Source organism: Sorangium sp. So ce887 (genome assembly GCF_051521455.1).
Classification (GTDB): Bacteria; Myxococcota_A; Polyangia; order Polyangiales; family Polyangiaceae; genus Sorangium.
The window spans coordinates 1,002,068-1,021,000 of the sequence record NZ_CP150354.1 but is presented as its reverse complement, the minus strand read 5'-3'; the positions used below and the strand labels follow the sequence as shown (position 1 = coordinate 1,021,000).

Below are 18,933 nucleotides of genomic sequence, written 5' to 3'. Positions count from 1 at the left end.
CTGAAGAGCGTCAGGAAGCGGAGCTCTGCGCGCCCAGCTCGACGGGGATGGCGGTGAGGCCGCGCACGCCGGGGGTCTGGCGCCAGGTCAGCGGGGCGGAGGAGAGCTCGGCGTGCGGGAAACGGCGCAGGAACGTGACGATCGCGGCCTGGACCTCCAGCCGGGCCAGCGCGGCGCCGGCACAGTAATGGACGCCAAGACCCAAGGAGATGTGACGGATGTCCGTGCGGCGGAAATCGAGCCGGTCAGGATCGGGGAACTGCGCGGGATCGCGGTTCGCCGCGCCGAGCACCAGAAACGCGCGATCCCCCTTCGGGATGCGCACGCCGTCGAGCTCGATGTCCTCGAGCGCGACGCGGCTCATCCACTGCACCGGAGAGTCGTAACGGAGCAGCTCCTCCGTCGCGGGGCCGATCAGGGCGGGAGACGCGCGGAGCGCGTCGCGCTCGGACGGGTTGCGGAGGAGCGCGAGCAGACCGTTGCCGATCAGGTTCTTCGTCGTCTCGTGGCCCCCGAAGAGCAACATGCAGCACGTCGAGAGCAGCTCCTGCTCGCCGAGGATCATGCCCTGCTCCTCCGCGACAAGGAGCTGGCTGAGCAGATCGCTCCCGGGGCTCTGCCGCCGGGCGGCGATCACGCCGCGGAAATAGTCCTCCAGCTCGGCCACGGCGGTCATCGCGTTCCCCGCGATCTCCAGCGTCGGCCGGCCCGAGCCAAGGAAACCCCCGAGCGCGTTGGACCAGCCCTTCAGCCGGTGCCGATCCTCGGCGGGCACGCCGAGCACCTCGCCGATCACGAGCAGCGGCAGGAGGTCGCCGAGGTCGCGGAGGACGTCCATCCGCCCCGCCGGCGCGACCGCGTCGAGCAGCTCGCCGACAAGCGCCTCCACCCGGGTGCGCAGCCCCTCGACGAGCCGCGGCACGAACGCCTTGTTGATGAGCGAGCGGATGCGCGTGTGCTCCGGCGGGTCGAGCAGCAAGGCCCACGACGCCAGGTTGCGGCGCAAGGGCTCGAGCCGCTGCCGCACGTCCTCGGGCAGCTTCGTCACGAAGGCGCTGGAACGCTTCGCCGACAGCCGCGGATCGCGGAAGCCCGCCGCGACCTGGTCGTAGCGGGTGATGAGCCAGCCGTTGTAGGCCGCGCTGAAGTACACCGGCGCTTCCTCGCGCAGCCGTGCGTACACGGGGTACGGGTTCGCGAGGGTCTCCGGCGATTGAAGGCGAAACGGGTCGAGATCAGCGTCCGCCGCTGGAGTGGCCGCGGGCGCCGCGTCGGGCTTCGGTGCGTCGGGCGAGTTCATCGGCCCAGGGTACGCCGGTCGCGCCCGCTTGGGAACCGGCGCGGCCCGCGTCCGCGCGGGAACCGGCGCGGCCCACGCCCGCTTGGGAACCGGCGCGGCCCACGCCCGCGCGGGAACCGGCGCGGCCCACAGCCGCGAGCGCCCCCCCTCGGCCGGCGTGCCGCGGGCGACGAGGCCGGGCCCGCCCGCGCGGTGCTAAGCCCAGAGCTTGATGCCGCCGAGCAGGCCGGCGACGTTGTCGACGACGACGGCGTTCTCGGGCAGCCGCGAGACATCGAGCAGGCGCGCATTGCCGCCGCCAAGGTAGAGCTTGCGGTAATTGAAGATCGGCTCGAGCTGCGCGATCATCTGGCGCACGCGCTTGTTCCAGCGCTTCGGGCCGATGCGCTTGCACTCGGCGTCGAACACGCGATCCTCGTACTTCAGGTCGCGCTTTCCGTAGGGGTGGTGCCCGAGCTCGAGGTTCGGCACGTAGTGGCCGTCGATGTACAGGGCGCAGCCGAGCCCCGTGCCGAAGGTGAGCACCATCTCGAGCCCCCTGCCCTCGATGACGGCGAGCCCCTGGATGCCCGCGTCGTTGGCGACGCGCACAGGCCTCCCGAGGCGGCGCTCGACGGCCTCGGCGAGCGGGTAGCCTTTCCACTTCTCGTTGTCGAGGTGCGGCGCCGTCTTGGTCACGTTGTCCATCACGACGCCGGGGAAGCCGATCGAGACGCGATCGAGCTCCCCCAGCGCGCGCGCGATCTCCTCGATGACGTCGAGGATGGGGTCCGGCGAGGCCGGCTGCGGCGTCGCCACGCGCACGGGATCCGTCATCGGAGTCCCCTGCTCGTTGAGGATGGTGGCCTTGATCCCCGTTCCGCCGATATCGATGCAAAGCGTGCGCATGGATCCCTCTGTCTCCTCCCGGAGCTCGTCCTCCGGGGCTGCCGCGGGCACGTCGGCGCGCCCGCGATCGCGGCGGACATAATCTAGAGCTCTGGCTGCGTGTCAACAGCCGCGTCAACGGCGCGCGCCCGAGCGGCCCACGGCGCCTCCCCGCGGCCCCGGCGGGCGCGCCCGCCGTCGCTCTCCCGCGCCGCCGCGGCGGCTCCGGAGCGCGCCCGGAGGCGCCGCGGCGCCGGGTCCGCCGCGTCGAGGCGGCGCTCACCCCACCCTGGCGTCCCCTCTACGGCGGACCGCAGCTGTCGCAGGCGACGCTCTGCGGCGGCTCGCCGTTCACGAGCGCGTCGAGCCACCGCACGAGCCGCGTTCCGCCCGATTCGACGGAGTAAAACTCCGGCCGCCAGAGGATGCAATGAGCGCTGCCGGGGGCGAGGAACGAGCGGAAGCTCGGCGTCGACGCCTCGATATGGGCAATGGAAGCCCTCATGGCGTCCGACCACGCCTCCGCGCCGCCGCCGCCCATCGCATTGAAGAAGAAGATCTGGTCGTCGTCCTGGACCGTGTTGTACTGCGACAGGCGCATCTCGGGGTAGTGCGCGCCGAGCTTCTCGTAGAGCACGAACAGCTTCGCGAGCTCGGCCGGGTCGAAGCCGGGTATCCAGGTCGGGTAGGCGCCCTCGGGCTTCCAGGAGGGGAAGCTGTCCTCGAAGAAGGCCTCGGTGATGATCCCCGCGCCGCTGTCGGCGAACTGGACCACGGACGCGTCCTTGTAGTGCTCCCGCAGGTGCGCGGACCACAGGATCGACCCATACGCGCCCGCGCTGCACCCCGTCACGAAGATCTTCTCTGGGGCGGGGACGTTCGCGTAGACCCAGTCGAGCGCGGCGCGGACATTGACGGCGCCCTTGTGCCGGACGGTGACGGCGCTGCTCCCCTCTCCGTACGTGGCCACGTGGTCGCCCCAGTGGATATCCCCGGTGCAATAGGGAATATAGACATGGTGCCAGTCCCTGAACGGGTTGTCCGGGTTCTCATGATCGTAGATCCCGGTCGTCATGGGATCCTCGCTGACCGTCTCCTGGAAGAGTTCTACTCCAGGGGCGCAGGTGGCGGCGCTCCAGCACGCGCCGCCGCCGCGGAACTCGACGACGAGGCGATTCACGGTGCCCGGGCGTACGAGGTACTTGAACGGATCGCCGCGGGCGCACGTCGTCTCGCCGCCCGGCTCGAGGGTGTTCCAGCCGGACGGCAAGCTCAGGATTCCAGCCCGTGGCGGGCTGGTCGGGCCTTCGTCCTTGGCGGACGGGCCGTCACAGCCGGCGACGGCGAGCAGACACAGCGGGAGGTGGGACGGAAGGAACGCGAGGGCCTTGAATCGCATGACAGGCGAGAGGATAGCATTCCGCGACTTGCGGGCCTGTCCGCCGGAAACGTCCGCGAGGGAGGATGCTGCGCGCTAGGGCGCCGGGGCTTGCTCTGCCCAGAGCTGCGCCGCAGCCGCGCTGACCGCGCGGCGAATCGAGCCCTCGTCGAGGCGCGCTCTGTCGCGCGGCGCGAGGACGGCGCAGATGGCGAGCGCGACGAGGTAGAGGGCGCCGAGGAGGCCGATCCAGCGCAGACCGGACGCGCCCAGCCGGGAGATGATCTCGATGGGCACGATCTGCGCGCGGATCTGGATCGCGCCGATCACGAGCACGGCGCGGTCTCCTTCCTGGAGCTCGATGTCGGCGGGGCCTGTCAGCAGGCGCCCGAGCCCGTCGGCGCCGTGGACGCGCGCCCGCGTTCGCCGCGGTACGTGCAGCACATAGCGCGCGCCGGTCACCTCCGCGATGACGGGGGCCGCTCTATCCAGCTCTCCTGACGGCACGCGCGCGATGGACGCGGGCGTATCGCCGATGTGCGCCCGCCCCTCGGCGAGCAGGTGGCGGACGCCGATCACGTCCTTGCCTCGGACGGCCACGAGCTCCAGCGCGCGCCGCGCGGAGGTGCTCGCCGCGGGCGGCCGTGACTTCCGGTCGCTGACGGGTTCGGCCCTCGATGCCTCATTAGGCCTTTTCGCCATACTCTACAGCCCCCTTCGTCGCCCACGGGCAGGGGTCGACTCTGCATGTCCTGTGGAGACCTGCCCTCGGCGGAGCCGCCCCGCGCGCTCCCACATCACTCCCCTTCCCCGGCTCCTCTGGCATGGATCGTTCCGCAACCAAGCGCGCAGGGACGTGGCGCCCCGGCGGCCCGTGCCGGCGCGCGGGCCGCTGAAGGGGCGCCCTTCGCCCGGACGCGGCGGCTCGATGGGGGACGCCTGACCACGGGGCGACCCCGCCGCTCCGGGCACCTCCGGGCACGGCGGCGCGCGCGACGCGGCGCGCCGTCTCGCCGGTGATCTCGCGACCCCAGCGTCGTCGAAGGGGGAGAAGGACGGAGAAGACGACGGAGACGGCGGCAGCGCCGGTGGCGGCCAGGTGGAGGCGGCCGTCGTCGCTGACGGACCGGAGCGCGGGCTCGACCTCGACGTCCGGACCGACGGGCGCGAGCAGGTCGCGCGGCGCGCCGATCGCGGCGCGCGCTCAGGATGCCAGGTCGGATCGGAGGCGCGCGGCGCCCGTGCAGTAAGAGAGCTCCAGCCCGTCGTCGAGCGGGATGGCGACGGAGAGATAGCCGTTGCCGTCCTTCCGGACGTACTCGAGATAAGGTGTCACCGACTCCGGGTACACCGTCGTGTCGTCCGCGATGACGAGCGCTCCCGGGCTCAGGTGCGGCTCCAGGAGCTGCAGCACCGGCAGGTAGATCTCTTTCCAGCCGTCGAGCAGGAACATGTCGACCCCTGCGTCGAGCCCGTCGCGCAGCGTCTGAAGCGCGTCGCCCTCACGAAGCTCGACAAGGTCGGCGAGGCCCGCAGCGCGCAGATTTTCGCGGGCCTTCGCGGCCTTGATCGGGTTGAGCTCGGTGGCGATGAGCCGGCCTGCGCCGTTGTCGCGGAGCGCGGAGGCGAGGTGGATCGCCGAGATGCCGAACGAGGTGCCGAACTCGACGATGACCTGCGGCCGGCGCGTCCTCGTCAGCATGTACAAGAAGCGACCGACGTCCGGCGCGACCGGCATGTACGCGCGGTCGAGCTCCTTCGCCCAGTACTGGGCGCTCTTCGGTGCACCGGTCCTGTCGATCTCGGCGATGATGTGATCGAACACGGCAGGATCGGTGTCGTCCGCCTCGTGGTAGATCCGGGCAAGAACGCGGGAAACTTCGGGGGTGCTCAGTGAATCCATCGGGTAGCCCTCCTGTGGGGCGCGGGTTGATTGGGTCGAAGGGAAGCAGGGCTCGGGCCTCGTCCGAGGACGCGTTGGCCATGAGGACCCTTGATCCATGAGGCCCTCGCCCTCGCCCCCGCCCTCGCTCTTGCCGTGAGCAATGCCCGTGCCCGAACCGCGCATCACCAGCGCCCGCTCGGCGTCGAACGGATGGATCCCGGCCCGATCCGCTGTCGCGCCGAGGTGACGCCCGGACGAGCCCTCTGCTCGCGGGTCCGCCTCCCGAACCTTGCTCACCCGTGTTGCGCGGTCGCGCAAACGTTCGCCTGAAGCACGCCGATGGCCCCGCCCGCCGCGTGGACCGCGTGAGCGCGGCCTGCGCGGGGAGGGGCGCGATGGCCGCCAGATGGACCGCGCGTTGCACTCGGCCGCGGCGTTCGCGTCGCCCTGTAGGTTTCATTGCATCGAAAGGATGTTCTTCATGCGTATCAAAGTCTCGTTTGGCTCGAGCGACGACTGGAGCCAGGCCGTCGACCTGGTTCGTCAGAAGTACCGACGCTCGTTCGGCGCCGAGGTGATGCCCAGCCCCGATTGTTTCGTCGTCTGCACCGCGGACCACGGCCTCGGCGCTGGCGCCTCGAAGGTGGTCGCCTGCGCGGGAATGACCTTCAGCTCGGGCGCCCGCTTGTTCTCCGAACAGTACCTCGATGAGCCGATCGAGCAGATCATCTCCGGGATGGAGCGGCGACCGGCGGACCGCGATGCGGTCGTGGAGGTCGGGTCGCTCGCGTCCGTCGAGCGCCGCGCCGGGACCGAGCTTATCCGCGCCGTGCCGATCCTCGCCTGGTGCCTTGGTAAGAGGTATATCCTCTGCACGATCACCTCGAGCCTGAAGCTCATCTTCGACGCCGTCGGCCTCAATTTCCAGCCCATCCGGGGCGCGGACGCCGCCCGGCTCGGCGCCGGAGAGCAGGACAGGTGGGGCAGCTACTACGACCGAGGGCCGCAGACTGGCTACATCAGGCTCGAGGCGATCGCCGAGATGTTCGCCCGGAGCACGGGCCGCTACCGGTTCACGGCCCTCGATCTCGACCTGGAAGAGCACAGGCGAGCGGAGCGCTACCATGAGGCTCCTTGAGGACATCGTCGCCAGGGGCGAAGCGCGGCCTGATGCCGTCATGATCGAGGTGCTGGACGCCTCGCCCGGCGCCAGACGCAGCTATCGCTGGCGTGAGATGCTCGACGCGGTCTCCGCGCTGCGAGGCCTGCTCATCGACCTGCAGGAGACGGCCGGAGGCAGTTTGCGGGTCGGGCTGGTCATGGCCAATTCGCCGGAGTGGGTCGCGGCCGATCTGGCGCTCTTGCTCGGCGGGGCCGTCGAGGTGCCGATCCCGCTCGCGTTCTCGGCGGAGCAGGCCAGGCACCTGCTGGAGCACGTCGACATCTGCCTTGTCGACGGGCCGGGGCAGCTCAAGCTTCGCGCGTGGGCCGAGGCCGGCGTCGTGGCCCCGAAATGCCTTCCTGTCGACGTCGACGCGCTGATCCGGCGCGGCGGATCGAGGGACCTCACGCCCCGTCAGGGCCAGGATTTCCTCTGCAAGATCATCCATACCTCGGGCACCACAAGCGCGCCGAAGGGCGTGAAGATCCGGGCTCTTGGCGTGGCCGAGCTCGTCGGGTCCCTTCGCCGCAACGTGCGACCGGGCACGTATGCGCGATATCTGTCCATCGTGCCCCTGAGCCTGCTCATCGAGCAGGTCACCGGGATCTACATGACGCTGAGCGACGGCGGCACGCTGGTGCTCCTGTCGCCGCCATCGCTGCTCCTCGGCACCCCGGGGACGACGGCGAAGGCGATCTTGCCGTACCTCCGGCTCGCGCGCCCCTCGGCCATGACCCTCCCGCCGGCCATGGTGGAGGCGATCGACCGCTTCTGCCAGGCCAACGGCGAGAGCGGCGAGGCCCTGTTTCAACAGCTCTTCGGCCGCGACGAGCCGGCGTTCCTCGGCTGCGGCGGTGCCCCTGTCGCGCCGGACGTGCTCTCTCGGCTCGCCCGGCGCAAGATCCCCGTCTACGAGGGCTACGGGCTGAGCGAGAACTCCTCCGTTGTGACGTGGAACGTCCCCGGGAGCGCCAGGATCGGGACGGTGGGCCGGCCGCTCGATCATGTGGAGGTGAAGCTCGGCGCGGACGGCGAGCTGCTCATCAGGAGCACCTCCCTGTTCGCCGGCTACACCTCGGCCGACCCCTCGAGCTGCGTCATCGACGCGGAGGGCTGGCTGCACACCGGCGACCTCGCCGAGATCGACGGCGACGGCTTCGTCCGCATCACCGGCCGGAAGAAGAACCTGATCATCACGGCCAGCGGCAGGAACGTCTCACCGGCGTGGGTCGAGGCGATGTACAAGTCGCTCGATTGCGTGGAAGAGGCCGTCATCTTCGGCGATCGCCTCGAGAAGATACACGGCCTCTTCATCGTGGAAGAGGGCACGGATCCGGACGCGGCGCGGGCCGCGATCGACGACTTCGGCCGGCGGCACCTGTCGGAGGTGGAGCGGGCCGCCGAGATCGTCGTCCTGCAGAGCACGCCCGAGCTCTACCGGCAGTGCTTCACCATCACCGGCCGGCCCATTCGCGCCGAGCTCTGGAAGCGGCTTTCGCTGGCGCTCGGCATCAGGGAGACATCATGTCCGGTTTGACGACGAAGGTCAGCTATGATCACGGCGGCGGCGCGCTCATCACCGTGCAGCCGGGCACGCCGCTCGACGTCCTCGACAGGTCCTCTGTGATGGAGATGCTGGCGGACGCCGGCTTCATCCTGCTGCGTGGCTTCGCCGCGAGCCTGAACGAGTTCTCGCGGCTCGTGTGGCGCATGAGCGCTCGGATCACGCTCGACCCGGCCCGGTCGCTCCACGGCGGGGTGGCGCAGAAGGTCGACGCCGGGCTCGATGCCATCGGGCTCCACTGCGAGAACGGCAACAGCCCGTTCATGCCGCACCTCTGCTGGTTCTTCTGCGAGCGCGCGGCCGCGGTCGGCTCGGAGACGACGGTGTGCGACGGCTACAGGGTGTGGGACGCGCTCACGCCGGCGGCGCAGCGGGCGTTTCTCGACAGGGACATCGTGTACAGCCGCCACGTCGAGGCCGCGAAGTGGAAGGGCTTCGTCTACCACTCGCTGCAAGGCAAGAAGGAGATCGAGGACATCACCCTCGTGGACCTGCTCTCGCTCGCCGACGGCCGGTCCGGCACGGTGATCCGCGCCAGCGCCGGCGGGTCGATTTACTACGAGTTCCAGGTGCCGGCCGCCAGGAAGACGTTGTTCTCGGACCGCATCGCCTTCGCGAACAGCCTCCTGGGCCCGTCCTACAATTACGAGAAGCCGAGGATCACGTTCGCCGATCGCGAGGAGATCCCGCCGTCGCTCCTGAGCGAGGTGGTCAGGGTGACGGAGGCGATGACCCTGGATATCGCGTGGCAGAACGGCGACGTGCTGCTTGTCGACAACACCCGGGTGATGCACGGCCGCCGCGCGATCCTCGACCCTTGCCGCACCATCTACAACGCCCTGAGCTTCATCAGGTGAGGTGCGAGCGAGGTGCCGAGGCGCGGCGCCGGGCCTGTTCGTCGTCGGGGCCGCTGGCCGCAATCACCGCAACGCTCGATGGAAGATTGGCAAACAACGATTCGATGAAGGAGGAGCTCGTGGAATTCAAGGAAACGAACCGCGGCGCCCTGGACGGGGGCCGAGACGTCGGGCGAGAGACGCTTCGAGGAGAGGGGTGAGGGGCATGCGTTCCGAGCTGCACGACATCAACCGGCAGGCTCACCTGCGGACGATGCACCCGAACGGCCTTGGTTGGCCCGAGCGGATGCACCCGGAGGAGCTCGACTTCATCTCGCGCGTGGCGTTCGGTGCGCCGGGGCGCCGCTCGGGGGCGGTCGCCTACCTGGTCAAGGAGCTCGCGCAGCTCGCCGAGATAGAGCGTCACGTCTCGGCGGTGATGACCTACGTCATGGCGGAGATCCAGGCGGACGCGACGCCCCTCGGCGACGGGTTCGAGCTGAACCACGCGCTGTCCTGCTTCGCCGCGGAGGAGCTCCAGCACGCCGGCATGTTCTACCGCTACGTCCGGCTGCTGTCGGGCCGGGACTTCAAGTGTCCCGACAACCTCTTCGCCCAGCGGGTCGCGCTGTACCAGGGCGGTGACTCGCCGTACGTGAAGCTCTCGGCGCTCTGCTGTTCCGCGTACGTCGGCGAGTCGGTGATCACCGTGTTCGAGCACCGCCTCAGGGCGCTGGATCCGGGCAAGCGGTTCTTCTTCACCCAGCTCCTGCACGCCCACGGCCTGGACGAGGCGCGCCACGTCCAGTTCGACCACTTCCTGTTCGACCATGTGGTCCCGGCCCTGAGCCGGCAGGAGAGGCGCCGGATGCGCCAGATCCTGGAGGGCACCGAGATGCTCAACACCGAGCTGGCGAGGCGCTTCGAGGAGCACGCCAAGGCGACGTTCGACATCGACTACACGGAGCAGAACGTGGCCCACGAGACGCAGCTCAAGCTCGCGAGGGCGTTCCGCGGCCTCGTGCTCGACGAGGAGATCGTCCGCAAGGTCGATGACGGGATGAGCGACGCGGACCGGCGCGTGATCAGGGAATTCGGCCACACGGAGGCCATCCACGGCTGAAGCCACGGCTGAAGGGGAGCCGGGGAGACCCACCGCGGGTGACGGCTAAGCCGGCTGGCGGCTCAGGGCGTCACGTAGCAGAGGTCGAGGCGCGGCCGCTCGGAGGCGATCGGCTCCTCGCTCGACCGGAGGGTCCGCTTGCCCGTACCGAGCTCGCGGAGGAGCACGCCGTGGTTGGGGAGCGCGCCCGACACCCAGTCCTGGACGAGCGCCGTCACGTCGCACGACACCGTGGTCGTCAGGTTGGCCGGCACCGCGAGCGACGCTTCGACGGCGGGGTCGAAGGCGCCGTTCAGCGTGTTGTACGTGACGGAGGCCTCGGTCCACGGCGCCGTGATCGCGTGCACCTCCAGCGTCGCGGCCGTCGCGGCGTAGAGCGCTCTCACCGAGAACGTCGCGCCCTCGATGGTGGCGTCTCCGGGGATCCCGGCGAGATCGAAGGCGACGAGGCCCATCTTCGCTCCGGAGCCGGAGACGCCGGTGAAGAGGTTGAGATACGAGCCCGAGGTCGTGTTCGGATCGGAGCTCGAGATGAAGGCGTCGACGGCTCCGCCCGCGCCGCCGCGGTGGATGGCGACGCAGATCGGATCGCAGGCGTTGCCCTCGCCGTCGGCGTCGTTGTCGCCCTGTCCCGGGTTTTCGTCGTCGGGGCAGTTGTCGAGGGTGTCGCTCACGGCGTCGCCGTCGGTGTCGACCCACTCGGGGATGTTGACCTCGAAGGAGGCGCTCGACGTGTTGCCCGCCGCGTCGGTCGCGCCGCAGGTGACGGTGGTGACGCCGACCGGCAGGACGGTGCCCGGCGCTGGCGAGCAGGTCACCGGGACCACGCCGTCGACCGCGTCGAGCGCGATGGCGGCCAAGGCGAGCTCGGCGCCCCAGGGCCCCGCCGGCTCCACGGTGATCGAGCCGGGGACGGTGAGGATCGGCGCGCTCGTGTCCTCGACGATGACGGCGAAGGTGCCGTAATCGAGGTTGCCAGTGCCATCGAGCGCGTAGCAGTGGACGAGGGTGACGCCGATCGGGAGGGTGCTGCCCGGGGGCGTCGTGCAGATCACGGGGACGGCGCCGTCGGCGTCATCGATCGCGGTGGCGGTGAACGTGGCCGCGGCGCCGCTCGCGCCGGTCGCCTCGATCACGAGGTCGTCGGGCACGGAGAGCGTCGGCTCTGTCGTGTCGCCGACAGCGCCGGTGCCGCAGTCGAGCCGCAGGTCGAGATCGAAGACCGGCGGCGGAATGAGCATGACGGCGCTCTCGACATACGGCTGCGCGGCGTTGTCGGGCGCGTGGCAGCCGGGCTTCTGGGCGCGGACCTTGTAATAACCGGTGAGGACATCCCAGCCGAAGTGCCCCTCCGCGTCCGAGATGCTCGGATTGGCGCGGTTCATGGGCGACATGATCGCGCTCCCATCCGGCACGAGGGTAAACGACTCCGGCGCCCCGGTGTCGGAGCGGAAGAGGGTGACCGTGGCCCCCTCGATCGGCGCGCCGCCCACGGTCCGGATCCACCCGCTCGGGTCGATGTAGATCGGGAAGGTGATGCTCGTGGTCGTCGGGCCGCACTGCGTCCGGAGGAGCACGCTGGCGGCCCCGTGGTTGGGATAGAAGGGCGGAATGACGGCGTTGAACCGGCCATTGCCATCGAGCTGCATCGGGCCCGAGGCGAAGGTGACGGCGCCGAACTTCACGTCGTAGGTCGCCGTCCCGCCGTCGCAGCCGGGGGTGGTCAGGGTGGTCGGGTCATGCCAGTAGACGACGGGGACGTCTCCGCCGCCCCGGGAGGAGGGCTGGAGGTCGGTGCCGGGCGGCGGCTCGGTCGGGCTGTCGAGCCGCAACGACAGATCGTCGTAGCCGCTGACCCGCAGCGGCAGGTTGGTTTGATTCTGGATCAGGTCCGACCCCGTCGGCGGGAACGCGGTGATCGTCAAGAGGGTCCCGCTCGCCGCCTCCTGCTCGAGCGGTATGCGGTCCGCAATGAAGAAGCCTGCCTCGTCGGTCGTCCCGTACCACGGGCAACGGAGCAGCTGCTGTGTTCTCTCACAGATCTGCACGGGCGCGCCCGCCACCGTCACCTCTTGCCCCAGGTCGTTCAGCGCCGTGACCTTCACACGGATGCTTGCGCTTCCGGTATCCAGGATACCGTTCTTGACCGGGTACGTGTAGCGCCCTGGTCGCTCGAGGCCTCCCACGGATCTCGAGACGAGCGGGTAAGAGACGTCCGAATCGACGAAGATGTCGCCGACGTCATTGTCCGTGCCACGCTGCACCGCGACCTTGTCCAGCTCGTAGGGCCTGGCGTCGGCGGGGAGGGTGCCGTCCGGGCGCACGCCGGGAGCATAGCCGACGCGCGCGGTCTCACCCCCGAGCCCTCCGATGCCGCCGCTCGCAGCCCCGGCGTTCCACTGGATCTGATCGTAGTTGAAGAGGATGTCGAAATCCCCCTTTGCGCGGAACACGAGGCTCTGCGGATCGCATTGTACCGACGCAGGATCGCAGCTCGGCGGGGGACAGGCGGGATCCGAGCCATCGCAGACCAGCGTGGTACACGATGGCTCGTCGACGTAGCACGTGTGGGCGTCCGCGAGCAGGAGCTGGAAGATGTTCAACCTGTCCGTGCCGCCCGGATAATAGCCGACGCCCGTGGGGGTCCCCGAGCCGGGATCGTAGTTTGCCCACACCGCGCAGAAGGCAGGCCGGCCATCGCCGGTGAGCTTCTCCACGGCGCCCCAGTGCACGACCCCCGAGCCGACGCCCCTCGTGTCGACGTCGGCGAAGAAGGGGGCGATGATGGCGTGGCTCGTGCTCTCGAGCGGGAACGGCGTGTAGATGTTGAGCGGACCGTCGAAGGTGACGTTGCCGTTGTTGTTGACGTAAACGGTGTTGTAACGATTCTCGAAGAAATTGACCTCGAACGGAAGCCCGTGCGCGGAGCTCGAGCCGTCGTCGTCCACCGGCAGCGCGTTCTGGAAGCAGCCCTCATCGTAGATCACGGCGTCCGGCCCGACGGCGAGCGCCTCGCTGGGTAGCCACCCGCAAAGCACCACGGCGCCGGCGGTCCCCCACCGACCAACATTGCGCTTCATTCTATCCTCGCTTTGCCTCAGACAAAGAGGCTCGATGATAATGCATGCTCCCGGGGGGCGATGGAATCCTTTTTTCTCGTTCGCGCAGCCTTCAGTCGAAGCGGCGCGGCGCAGGGTTCGAGACGACGATCGCCGCTGGCGGCTCTTAAAGGACAACGGAATTCACCGCTCCCGACGAGGAGTGAGCCGTCGCGTCGCTCCCGCAGGAGCGCGCTCCGCTCACGATGGAATTGCGCGGAAGACATCTGCACCTTGACGCCGTTTCGAGCGCCTGGCTCTCATGGCGACATGTGGCGCGTGCCTGGTTTGCGGTGCGAGAATACGTCTACCCGTACTGGCCCGCTGGCGAGCTTGCTGTTCGTGGCGCTCGCCGCCACGGCGGCCTGCGCCCGACCCGATCCGTCGGCGACCGACGTGCTCGCGGAGCGGTTCCCCACCGTGGCAGCGCGCGTGATCAACCGAGGTGACGAGATGGTCGCGCGGGGCGCCGTCTTCACCCTCCCGGAGGATCGTGCGGAGGGGCCCCTCTCCGTGGAGTTGCCTCGCGACGCGGGGGAGCCGGTCCGCTTTCGCCTCCCCGGCGCCGACGGATGCGCCGGACCTGCGGCGGAGTGCCCGGATGCCCTCGAGATCCGGGTGCGCGAGGCGGGCGCCCGGGGGAAGGTGACGCGGGCGGGCCGCGCGCTCGCCCACGGTCGACCCGGAGGGACTTCCTTCTGGACCGTCGAGCCCAGCGCAGCCGAGGAGTGGCTGCTGCTCGAGGCGGAGGCGGTTCGGCGCGGCGCCCCCGTCGCCTCCTGGCACATCGAGGGAGCGACGCTGCGCCAGGCGGGCGACGTGGTGCTCGTCGTGGATGGGGCAGGCGTGCCGCGGCTGCGCGTGACCGCGCCGGAGGCGTATGCCCGGGGGGGCGAGCGTCCCGTCGGCGCGCGGCTGTCGGTCGAAGGAGCGACGCTCGCGCTGCACGTCGACGCCGACGGCGAGGCGGTGCTCGTCGACCCCATCTGGGAGCAGGTCTCCGCGGCCATGAGCGCGGGACGCCGGGAGCACACAGCGACCCTGATCACGAGCGGCTCGAGGGCCGGCCAGGTCCTCGTCGTGGGCGGCTACAACGGGGCAGCGGCGCTGAACAACGCCGAGCTGTATGACCCCGTGACGAACCGCTGGTCGCTCACGGCCACGATCGGCGCCACGGGACGGTATCAGCACACCGCGACCCTGCTGAGCGACGGGCGCCGGGTGCTCGTGATGGGCGGACGCGCCAGCACGACGTCCGTGGCGGGCACGGCACTGATTTACGATCCCGAGCTGAACACCTGGACGAACGCCGGAGAGGCGGGCAATCGCGCGTCCCATACCGCGACGCTCCTCGAGGACGGCGACGTGCTCGTCACGGGCGGGATCAACGGGACCAGCGTGCTCAGCGACCCGCGGCGCTACGATTCCGCGACAGGCACCTGGTCGACCGCGGGGACCATGAGCGCGCGCCACACGCACAGCGCCGTCCGGCTGCTCGATGGGACCGTGCTCGTCGCGGGCGGGTATTCCACCAGCGACCTGGGCACGGCCGAGATCTACGACCCGGTCACGAACAGATGGTCGGCGACCGGCGGTCTGAGCACGGCGCGCCGGTCGCACAGCGCGACGCTCCTCCCGGACGGCGACGTCCTTGTCGCCGGCGGCACGAACGGCGCGCATCTGACGAGCGCGGAGCGGTACGACCGGGAGGCGGGCGGCTGGTTGCCCGCCGGCGACATGCCCGCTGCGCGCAGCAACCACGCCGCGGTGCTGCTCGCCTCGAGCGGCGGCGTCCTGGTAACCGGCGGCTTCAACGGCAGCTATCTCGCCACGACGGCGCTGTACGACCCGACGAGCGGGGCGTGGTCTGCTGCCGAGAGCCTGCTCACCGCCCGCGGCTACCACACGCTGGTGGCGCTCGGCGACGGCCGGCTCCTGGCGGCCGGCGGCCGGAACACAACGGCCGCCCTGTCGAGCGCCGAGCTCTATCGCCTCGAGTCCGCGGACGGCGTGTCCTGCCGCGCCGACGGGGAGTGTCTGAGCGGCCGCTGCGTCGACGGGGTCTGCTGCAACAACGAGTGTGGCAGAGGCGACCCGAGCGACTGTCGGGCCTGCAGCGCCGCGGCCGGCGCCGCCGTCAACGGCGTGTGCGGGCCGCGCGCGTCGGGCAATGTCTGCCGCGGCTCGGCCGGGAGCTGCGATGTCGAGGAGCGCTGCAACGGCAGCTCCACGGCGTGCCCTGCGGACGCCTTCGCCTCTGGCACCACCGTGTGCAGGGCGGCGGAGGACCTGTGCGACGCGACCGAGACGTGCACCGGCAGGTCCGTCGATTGCCCTGCGAACGCCTTCGCGCCCTCCACAACGCTCTGCCGGCCGGCGGACGACCTCTGCGACGTGGCCGAGCGCTGCACCGGCACCGCCGTCGCCTGCCCCCCCAACGCCTTCGCCTCGGCCACCACGCTCTGCCGGCCGGCGGACGACCTCTGCGATGTGGCCGAGACCTGCACCGGCACCGCCCCCGCCTGCCCCGCCAACGCCTTCGCGCCCTCCACCACGCTCTGCCGGCCGGCGGAGGACCTCTGCGACGCGGCCGAGCGCTGCACCGGCACCGCCGCCGCCTGCCCCGCCAACGCCTTCGCGCCCTCCACCACGCTCTGCCGGCCGGCGGAGGACCTCTGCGACGCGGCCGAGGCCTGCACCGGCACCGCCGCCGCATGCCCCCCCAACGCCTTCGCCTCGGCCACCACGCTCTGCCGGCCGGCCGCGGGCCCCTGCGACGCGATCGAGCGCTGCACCGGCACCGCCCCCGCCTGCCCCGCAGACGCCCTCGCGGCGCCGGACACCGTCTGCGCCCCCGGCGCTTGCAGCGCCGACGCGACCTCCGTCGTCCCGCCGAGCCGCTGCTCCGCCGACGGCGCCTGCGTCGAGCGCACCGCCGTGGACTGCGGCCTCAACGTCTGCGCCGGCGACGCGTGCCTGACCGGCTGCGCCACCCACGAGCAATGTACGTCCGACGCCTACTGCGCCCCTCCCTCCTGCCGGGCGAAGAAGCCGCTCGACGCGCCTTGCGGGGCGACGGTCGAGTGCGCCCAGGGCGCCTGCATCGACGGCCTCTGCTCGCTCGACAACGACGGCGACGGCGTGAGCGACGCGGTGGACAACTGCCTCGGGACGCCGAACTCCACGCAGACCAACTCCGACACCGACGACGACGGCGACGCTTGCGATACCGACGACGACGACGACGGCAAGCTGGACCCCGAGGACGCCTGCCCCACGGTCGCGGACCCGGACAGCACCTCCGATCGGGCATGCAGCTGCGACCCGCCCAGGCAGGACGGCGACCCCTGTGACGACGGCGATCCCTGCACCCAGACCGACACCTGCCAGGCGGGGCGATGCGTCGGCAGCGACCCGTTCCTGTGCCCCCAGCCCGATTCGAGCACGTGCAGGCTCGCGGTCTGCGAGGCGCCGAACGGCGCCTGCGTCGAGGGCAGCAAGCTCGAGAATTCGCCGTGCCCCGGCGGGATCTGCATCGCCGGCGGCTGCCTTCTCGACGATCCCCCCGGCAGCGGAAGCGCCGGCGGCGGGCCGGGCGGGAGCGGAGGCGAGCCGAACGGGAACGGCGGCGGGCCGGGCGCGGCCGCTCCCGGCTCGGGCGGCGCCGCCGGCGGCTCCGGCGGGGCGTTCGCCGGCTCGGGCGGCGCGGGGACCGGCGGCGACGCCGGCGGCGACGCTGCCGCCGGCGGCAACCCCCCCGGCGGCGCCGGGCGCGGGCAGCTCCGGCTCCACGGCAACGGCTGCGCGGCGAGCGGCGCCGCCGGCAGCGCCGCGGGTGATGCCGGCCACGGCCCGCTCTGGCTCCTCCTGGGGCTGCTCCTCGCGCGCCTGCCTATTTCGTGGCGCCCTTCCCGCGCTGGTGTAGATCGCCGCCCGTGAGGAAACGCCACCTCGGCAAGACAACCCTGCAGGTCTCGGAGCTCGCCCTAGGCACCTGGGGCCTCTCGAGCGACGGCTACGGCCCGGTCTCCCAGGTCGAGGTCGATCGCGTCATCGACCGCGCGATCGCCGTCGGCATCGACCTCTTCGACACGGCCGACGTCTACGGCCGCGGCGACATGGAGCGCCGCCTCGGCAAGCGGCTCCAGGGCGCCGGCACGACCTTCGTGGTCACAAAGATCGGCACCGATCTCGACGGCCTCCCGCCGACGAAGCGCTTCGACCCGGCCTACCTCCGCACCGCGTTCGAGCGGTCCCAGGAGCGGCTCGCCCGCGACGTGGTCGACGTCGTCCTGCTCCACAACCCCACCGTGGCCGCGATGCGCGACAAGGAGCCCCTCGCCTTCCTGAAGGAGCTCAAGCAGGCCGGGAAGATCCGCGCCTTCGGCGTGAGCGCCGGCTCTGCGGACGTCGCCCGTTCCGCGCTGCGCGACGAGGCCGACGTCATCGAGATCGCCTACAACGCCTTCCACCCCGGCGATCTCCACGAGGTCGCCGGCGACGTCTCCGAGAGCGGCGCCGCCGTCCTCGCCCGCTCGGTGCTCGCGCACGGGCTGCTCGCCGGCCAGTGGAGCGCCGACCGCGAGTTCTACGCCGACGATCACCGCGTCAATCGGTGGACCCGCGAGGAGTTCAGGACCCGCCTCCGCCAGCTCGACGCGCTCCGGCCGCTGGTCACGGGCGCCGTCGTCTCGCTCCGCTCGGCGGCGCTCCGCTTCGTCCTCTCGAACAACCTCGTCTCGTCGGCGGTGCTCGGCCCCCGCTCGGTCGCCCAGCTCGACCAGCTCGTCCGCGAGGCCGGCATGCCCCCCTACCTCCGCGGCACGGCGCTCATGGAGCTCGCCGAGCGCCTCAAGCAGGCGGGGATCGAGGGGGGAGCAGCATGAGCCAGAGCGACAGGGAGCTCGACGAGCTCGTCCGCATCGCGCGCGCGGCGGCGGCGATCGTGATGGACGTGTACGCGACGCCGTTCATCGTGGAGATGAAGGGCCCGGGCGATCCGGTGACGCGCGCCGATCGCGAGGCGAACGCGCTCATCTGCGGCGCGCTCGAGGCCGCGTTCCCCGGCGAGGCGATCCTCGCCGAGGAGAGCGTCCCGGCCGCCGAGGAGCTCGCCGCGCGCTTCGGGCGGGAGCGGGTGTTCTTCGTCGACCCGCTCGACGGCACGCGCGAGTTCGCCGACAGGAACGGCGAGTTCGCCGTCATGATCGGGCTCGCGGTCTCCGGCCGCGCGGCGCTCGGCGTCGTGCTGATGCCCACGACCGGCGAGGCGCTGGCCGGCCGCGCCGGCGACGGCGGGGGCTTCGCCTTCCTGGAGGCGAGGGACGGCAGCCGCCGCCCGCTCCAGGTCTCGCCGGTGGCCTCGCCGGCCGACGCCACGCTCATCGTCTCGCGGTCGCACCGGCCGAAGGAGATCGAGCCGCTCCTCTCGCGGCTCGGCATCTCGAAGGTCGTCCCGTGCGGCTCGGTCGGCGTGAAGATCGCCCGGATCGCGACGGGCGAGGTCGACCTCTACGTGCATGGCGGCGGCGGCGCCAAGCTCTGGGACAGCTGCGCGCCCGAGGCCGTGCTCCGCGGCGCCGGCGGCCGCTTCACCGACCTCACCGGCGCGCCCATCGACTACACCGGCCCCGGGCTCAAGCTCGCGCGCGGCATCATCGCCTCGAACGGCGTTCTCCAGGACGCCGTCGTCGCCGCGGCGAGGGCGGAGCTCGGCTGAG

General features: G+C 71.1%; 13 protein-coding genes. 7 read left to right on the top strand and 6 right to left on the bottom strand.

What is annotated here, in order from left to right:
• Positions 1–10: 10 nt before the first annotated feature.
• The 5 genes from WMF36_RS03860 to WMF36_RS03840 form a co-directional block, all read right to left on the bottom strand.
• On the bottom strand, positions 11–1,300 hold the full coding sequence (locus WMF36_RS03860) for a cytochrome P450 (protein WP_437578241.1): 1,290 nt from the start codon (positions 1,298–1,300) through the stop codon (positions 11–13).
• Between the two features lie 195 nt (positions 1,301–1,495).
• Positions 1,496–2,188 carry an ROK family protein gene (locus WMF36_RS03855; protein ID WP_437578240.1) on the bottom strand — a complete coding sequence of 231 codons (693 nt, stop codon included), beginning with the start codon at positions 2,186–2,188 and terminating at the stop codon, positions 1,496–1,498.
• A 280-nt stretch (positions 2,189–2,468) separates the two neighbouring features.
• Positions 2,469–3,566 (bottom strand): pectin acetylesterase-family hydrolase, encoded by a 1,098-nt coding sequence (locus tag WMF36_RS03850; protein ID WP_437578239.1) that lies wholly within the window; start codon positions 3,564–3,566, stop codon positions 2,469–2,471.
• Positions 3,567–3,641: 75 nt separating this feature from the next.
• Positions 3,642–4,145, bottom strand: a complete 504-nt coding sequence (locus tag WMF36_RS03845) for a hypothetical protein (RefSeq protein ID WP_437578238.1) — start codon at positions 4,143–4,145, stop codon at positions 3,642–3,644.
• Positions 4,146–4,749: 604 nt separating this feature from the next.
• Entirely contained in the window at positions 4,750–5,448 is a 699-nt protein-coding gene (locus WMF36_RS03840) for an O-methyltransferase (RefSeq protein ID WP_437578237.1), read from the bottom strand.
• Positions 5,449–5,911: 463 nt separating this feature from the next.
• On the opposite strand from WMF36_RS03840, the gene WMF36_RS03835 reads away from it, so the two are divergent.
• The 4 genes from WMF36_RS03835 to WMF36_RS03820 all read left to right on the top strand — a co-directional run bounded on the left by WMF36_RS03835 (position 5,912) and on the right by WMF36_RS03820 (position 10,115).
• The gene (locus WMF36_RS03835) at positions 5,912–6,568 is read left to right on the top strand and encodes a thermostable hemolysin (protein WP_437578236.1); all 657 of its coding nucleotides are present in this window, start codon (positions 5,912–5,914) and stop codon (positions 6,566–6,568) included.
• The gene (locus WMF36_RS03830) at positions 6,555–8,129 is read left to right on the top strand and encodes an AMP-binding protein (protein ID WP_437578235.1); all 1,575 of its coding nucleotides are present in this window, start codon (positions 6,555–6,557) and stop codon (positions 8,127–8,129) included. Before WMF36_RS03835 ends, WMF36_RS03830 begins: the two co-directional genes overlap by 14 nt.
• Positions 8,117–9,013 carry a TauD/TfdA family dioxygenase gene (locus WMF36_RS03825; RefSeq protein WP_437578234.1) on the top strand — a complete coding sequence of 299 codons (897 nt, stop codon included), beginning with the start codon at positions 8,117–8,119 and terminating at the stop codon, positions 9,011–9,013. The genes WMF36_RS03830 and WMF36_RS03825 overlap by 13 nt, the downstream gene beginning before the upstream one ends.
• 205 nt (positions 9,014–9,218) lie before the next feature.
• Positions 9,219–10,115 carry a diiron oxygenase gene (locus tag WMF36_RS03820; RefSeq protein ID WP_437578233.1) on the top strand — a complete coding sequence of 299 codons (897 nt, stop codon included), beginning with the start codon at positions 9,219–9,221 and terminating at the stop codon, positions 10,113–10,115.
• A 62-nt stretch (positions 10,116–10,177) separates the two neighbouring features.
• Here WMF36_RS03820 and WMF36_RS03815 read toward each other — a convergent pair whose 3' ends face one another.
• Positions 10,178–13,195, bottom strand: a complete 3,018-nt coding sequence (locus WMF36_RS03815; protein WP_437578232.1) for a DNRLRE domain-containing protein — start codon at positions 13,193–13,195, stop codon at positions 10,178–10,180.
• Positions 13,196–13,555: 360 nt separating this feature from the next.
• Here WMF36_RS03815 and WMF36_RS03810 point away from each other — a divergent pair, with 360 nt between their 5' ends.
• From WMF36_RS03810 to WMF36_RS03800, 3 genes are read left to right on the top strand one after another with little or no spacing between them, the layout of a single operon-like run.
• On the top strand, positions 13,556–17,152 hold the full coding sequence (locus WMF36_RS03810) for a kelch repeat-containing protein (RefSeq protein WP_437578231.1): 3,597 nt from the start codon (positions 13,556–13,558) through the stop codon (positions 17,150–17,152).
• A complete protein-coding gene (locus WMF36_RS03805; RefSeq protein WP_437578230.1) occupies positions 17,149–18,099 on the top strand; it encodes an aldo/keto reductase in 951 nt (316 codons plus the stop codon). Before WMF36_RS03810 ends, WMF36_RS03805 begins: the two co-directional genes overlap by 4 nt.
• Positions 18,096–18,932: a 3'(2'),5'-bisphosphate nucleotidase CysQ family protein gene (locus WMF36_RS03800; RefSeq protein ID WP_437578229.1), complete on the top strand. Its 837-nt coding sequence runs from the start codon at positions 18,096–18,098 to the stop codon at positions 18,930–18,932. Before WMF36_RS03805 ends, WMF36_RS03800 begins: the two co-directional genes overlap by 4 nt.
• Position 18,933 lies beyond the last annotated feature (1 nt).

What these genes read in the sequence shown, in the direction of transcription:
- WMF36_RS03860 (WP_437578241.1), bottom strand. Translation starts at nt 1,300, where the DNA reads ATGAACTCGCCCGACGCACCGAAGCCCGACGCGGCGCCCGCGGCCACT.
- WMF36_RS03855 (WP_437578240.1), bottom strand. Translation starts at nt 2,188, where the DNA reads ATGCGCACGCTTTGCATCGATATCGGCGGAACGGGGATCAAGGCCACC.
- WMF36_RS03850 (WP_437578239.1), bottom strand. Translation starts at nt 3,566, where the DNA reads ATGCGATTCAAGGCCCTCGCGTTCCTTCCGTCCCACCTCCCGCTGTGT.
- WMF36_RS03840 (WP_437578237.1), bottom strand. Translation starts at nt 5,448, where the DNA reads ATGGATTCACTGAGCACCCCCGAAGTTTCCCGCGTTCTTGCCCGGATC.
- WMF36_RS03835 (WP_437578236.1), top strand. Translation starts at nt 5,912, where the DNA reads ATGCGTATCAAAGTCTCGTTTGGCTCGAGCGACGACTGGAGCCAGGCC.
- WMF36_RS03830 (WP_437578235.1), top strand. Translation starts at nt 6,555, where the DNA reads ATGAGGCTCCTTGAGGACATCGTCGCCAGGGGCGAAGCGCGGCCTGAT.
- WMF36_RS03825 (WP_437578234.1), top strand. Translation starts at nt 8,117, where the DNA reads ATGTCCGGTTTGACGACGAAGGTCAGCTATGATCACGGCGGCGGCGCG.
- WMF36_RS03820 (WP_437578233.1), top strand. Translation starts at nt 9,219, where the DNA reads ATGCGTTCCGAGCTGCACGACATCAACCGGCAGGCTCACCTGCGGACG.
- WMF36_RS03815 (WP_437578232.1), bottom strand. Translation starts at nt 13,195, where the DNA reads ATGAAGCGCAATGTTGGTCGGTGGGGGACCGCCGGCGCCGTGGTGCTT.
- WMF36_RS03800 (WP_437578229.1), top strand. Translation starts at nt 18,096, where the DNA reads ATGAGCCAGAGCGACAGGGAGCTCGACGAGCTCGTCCGCATCGCGCGC.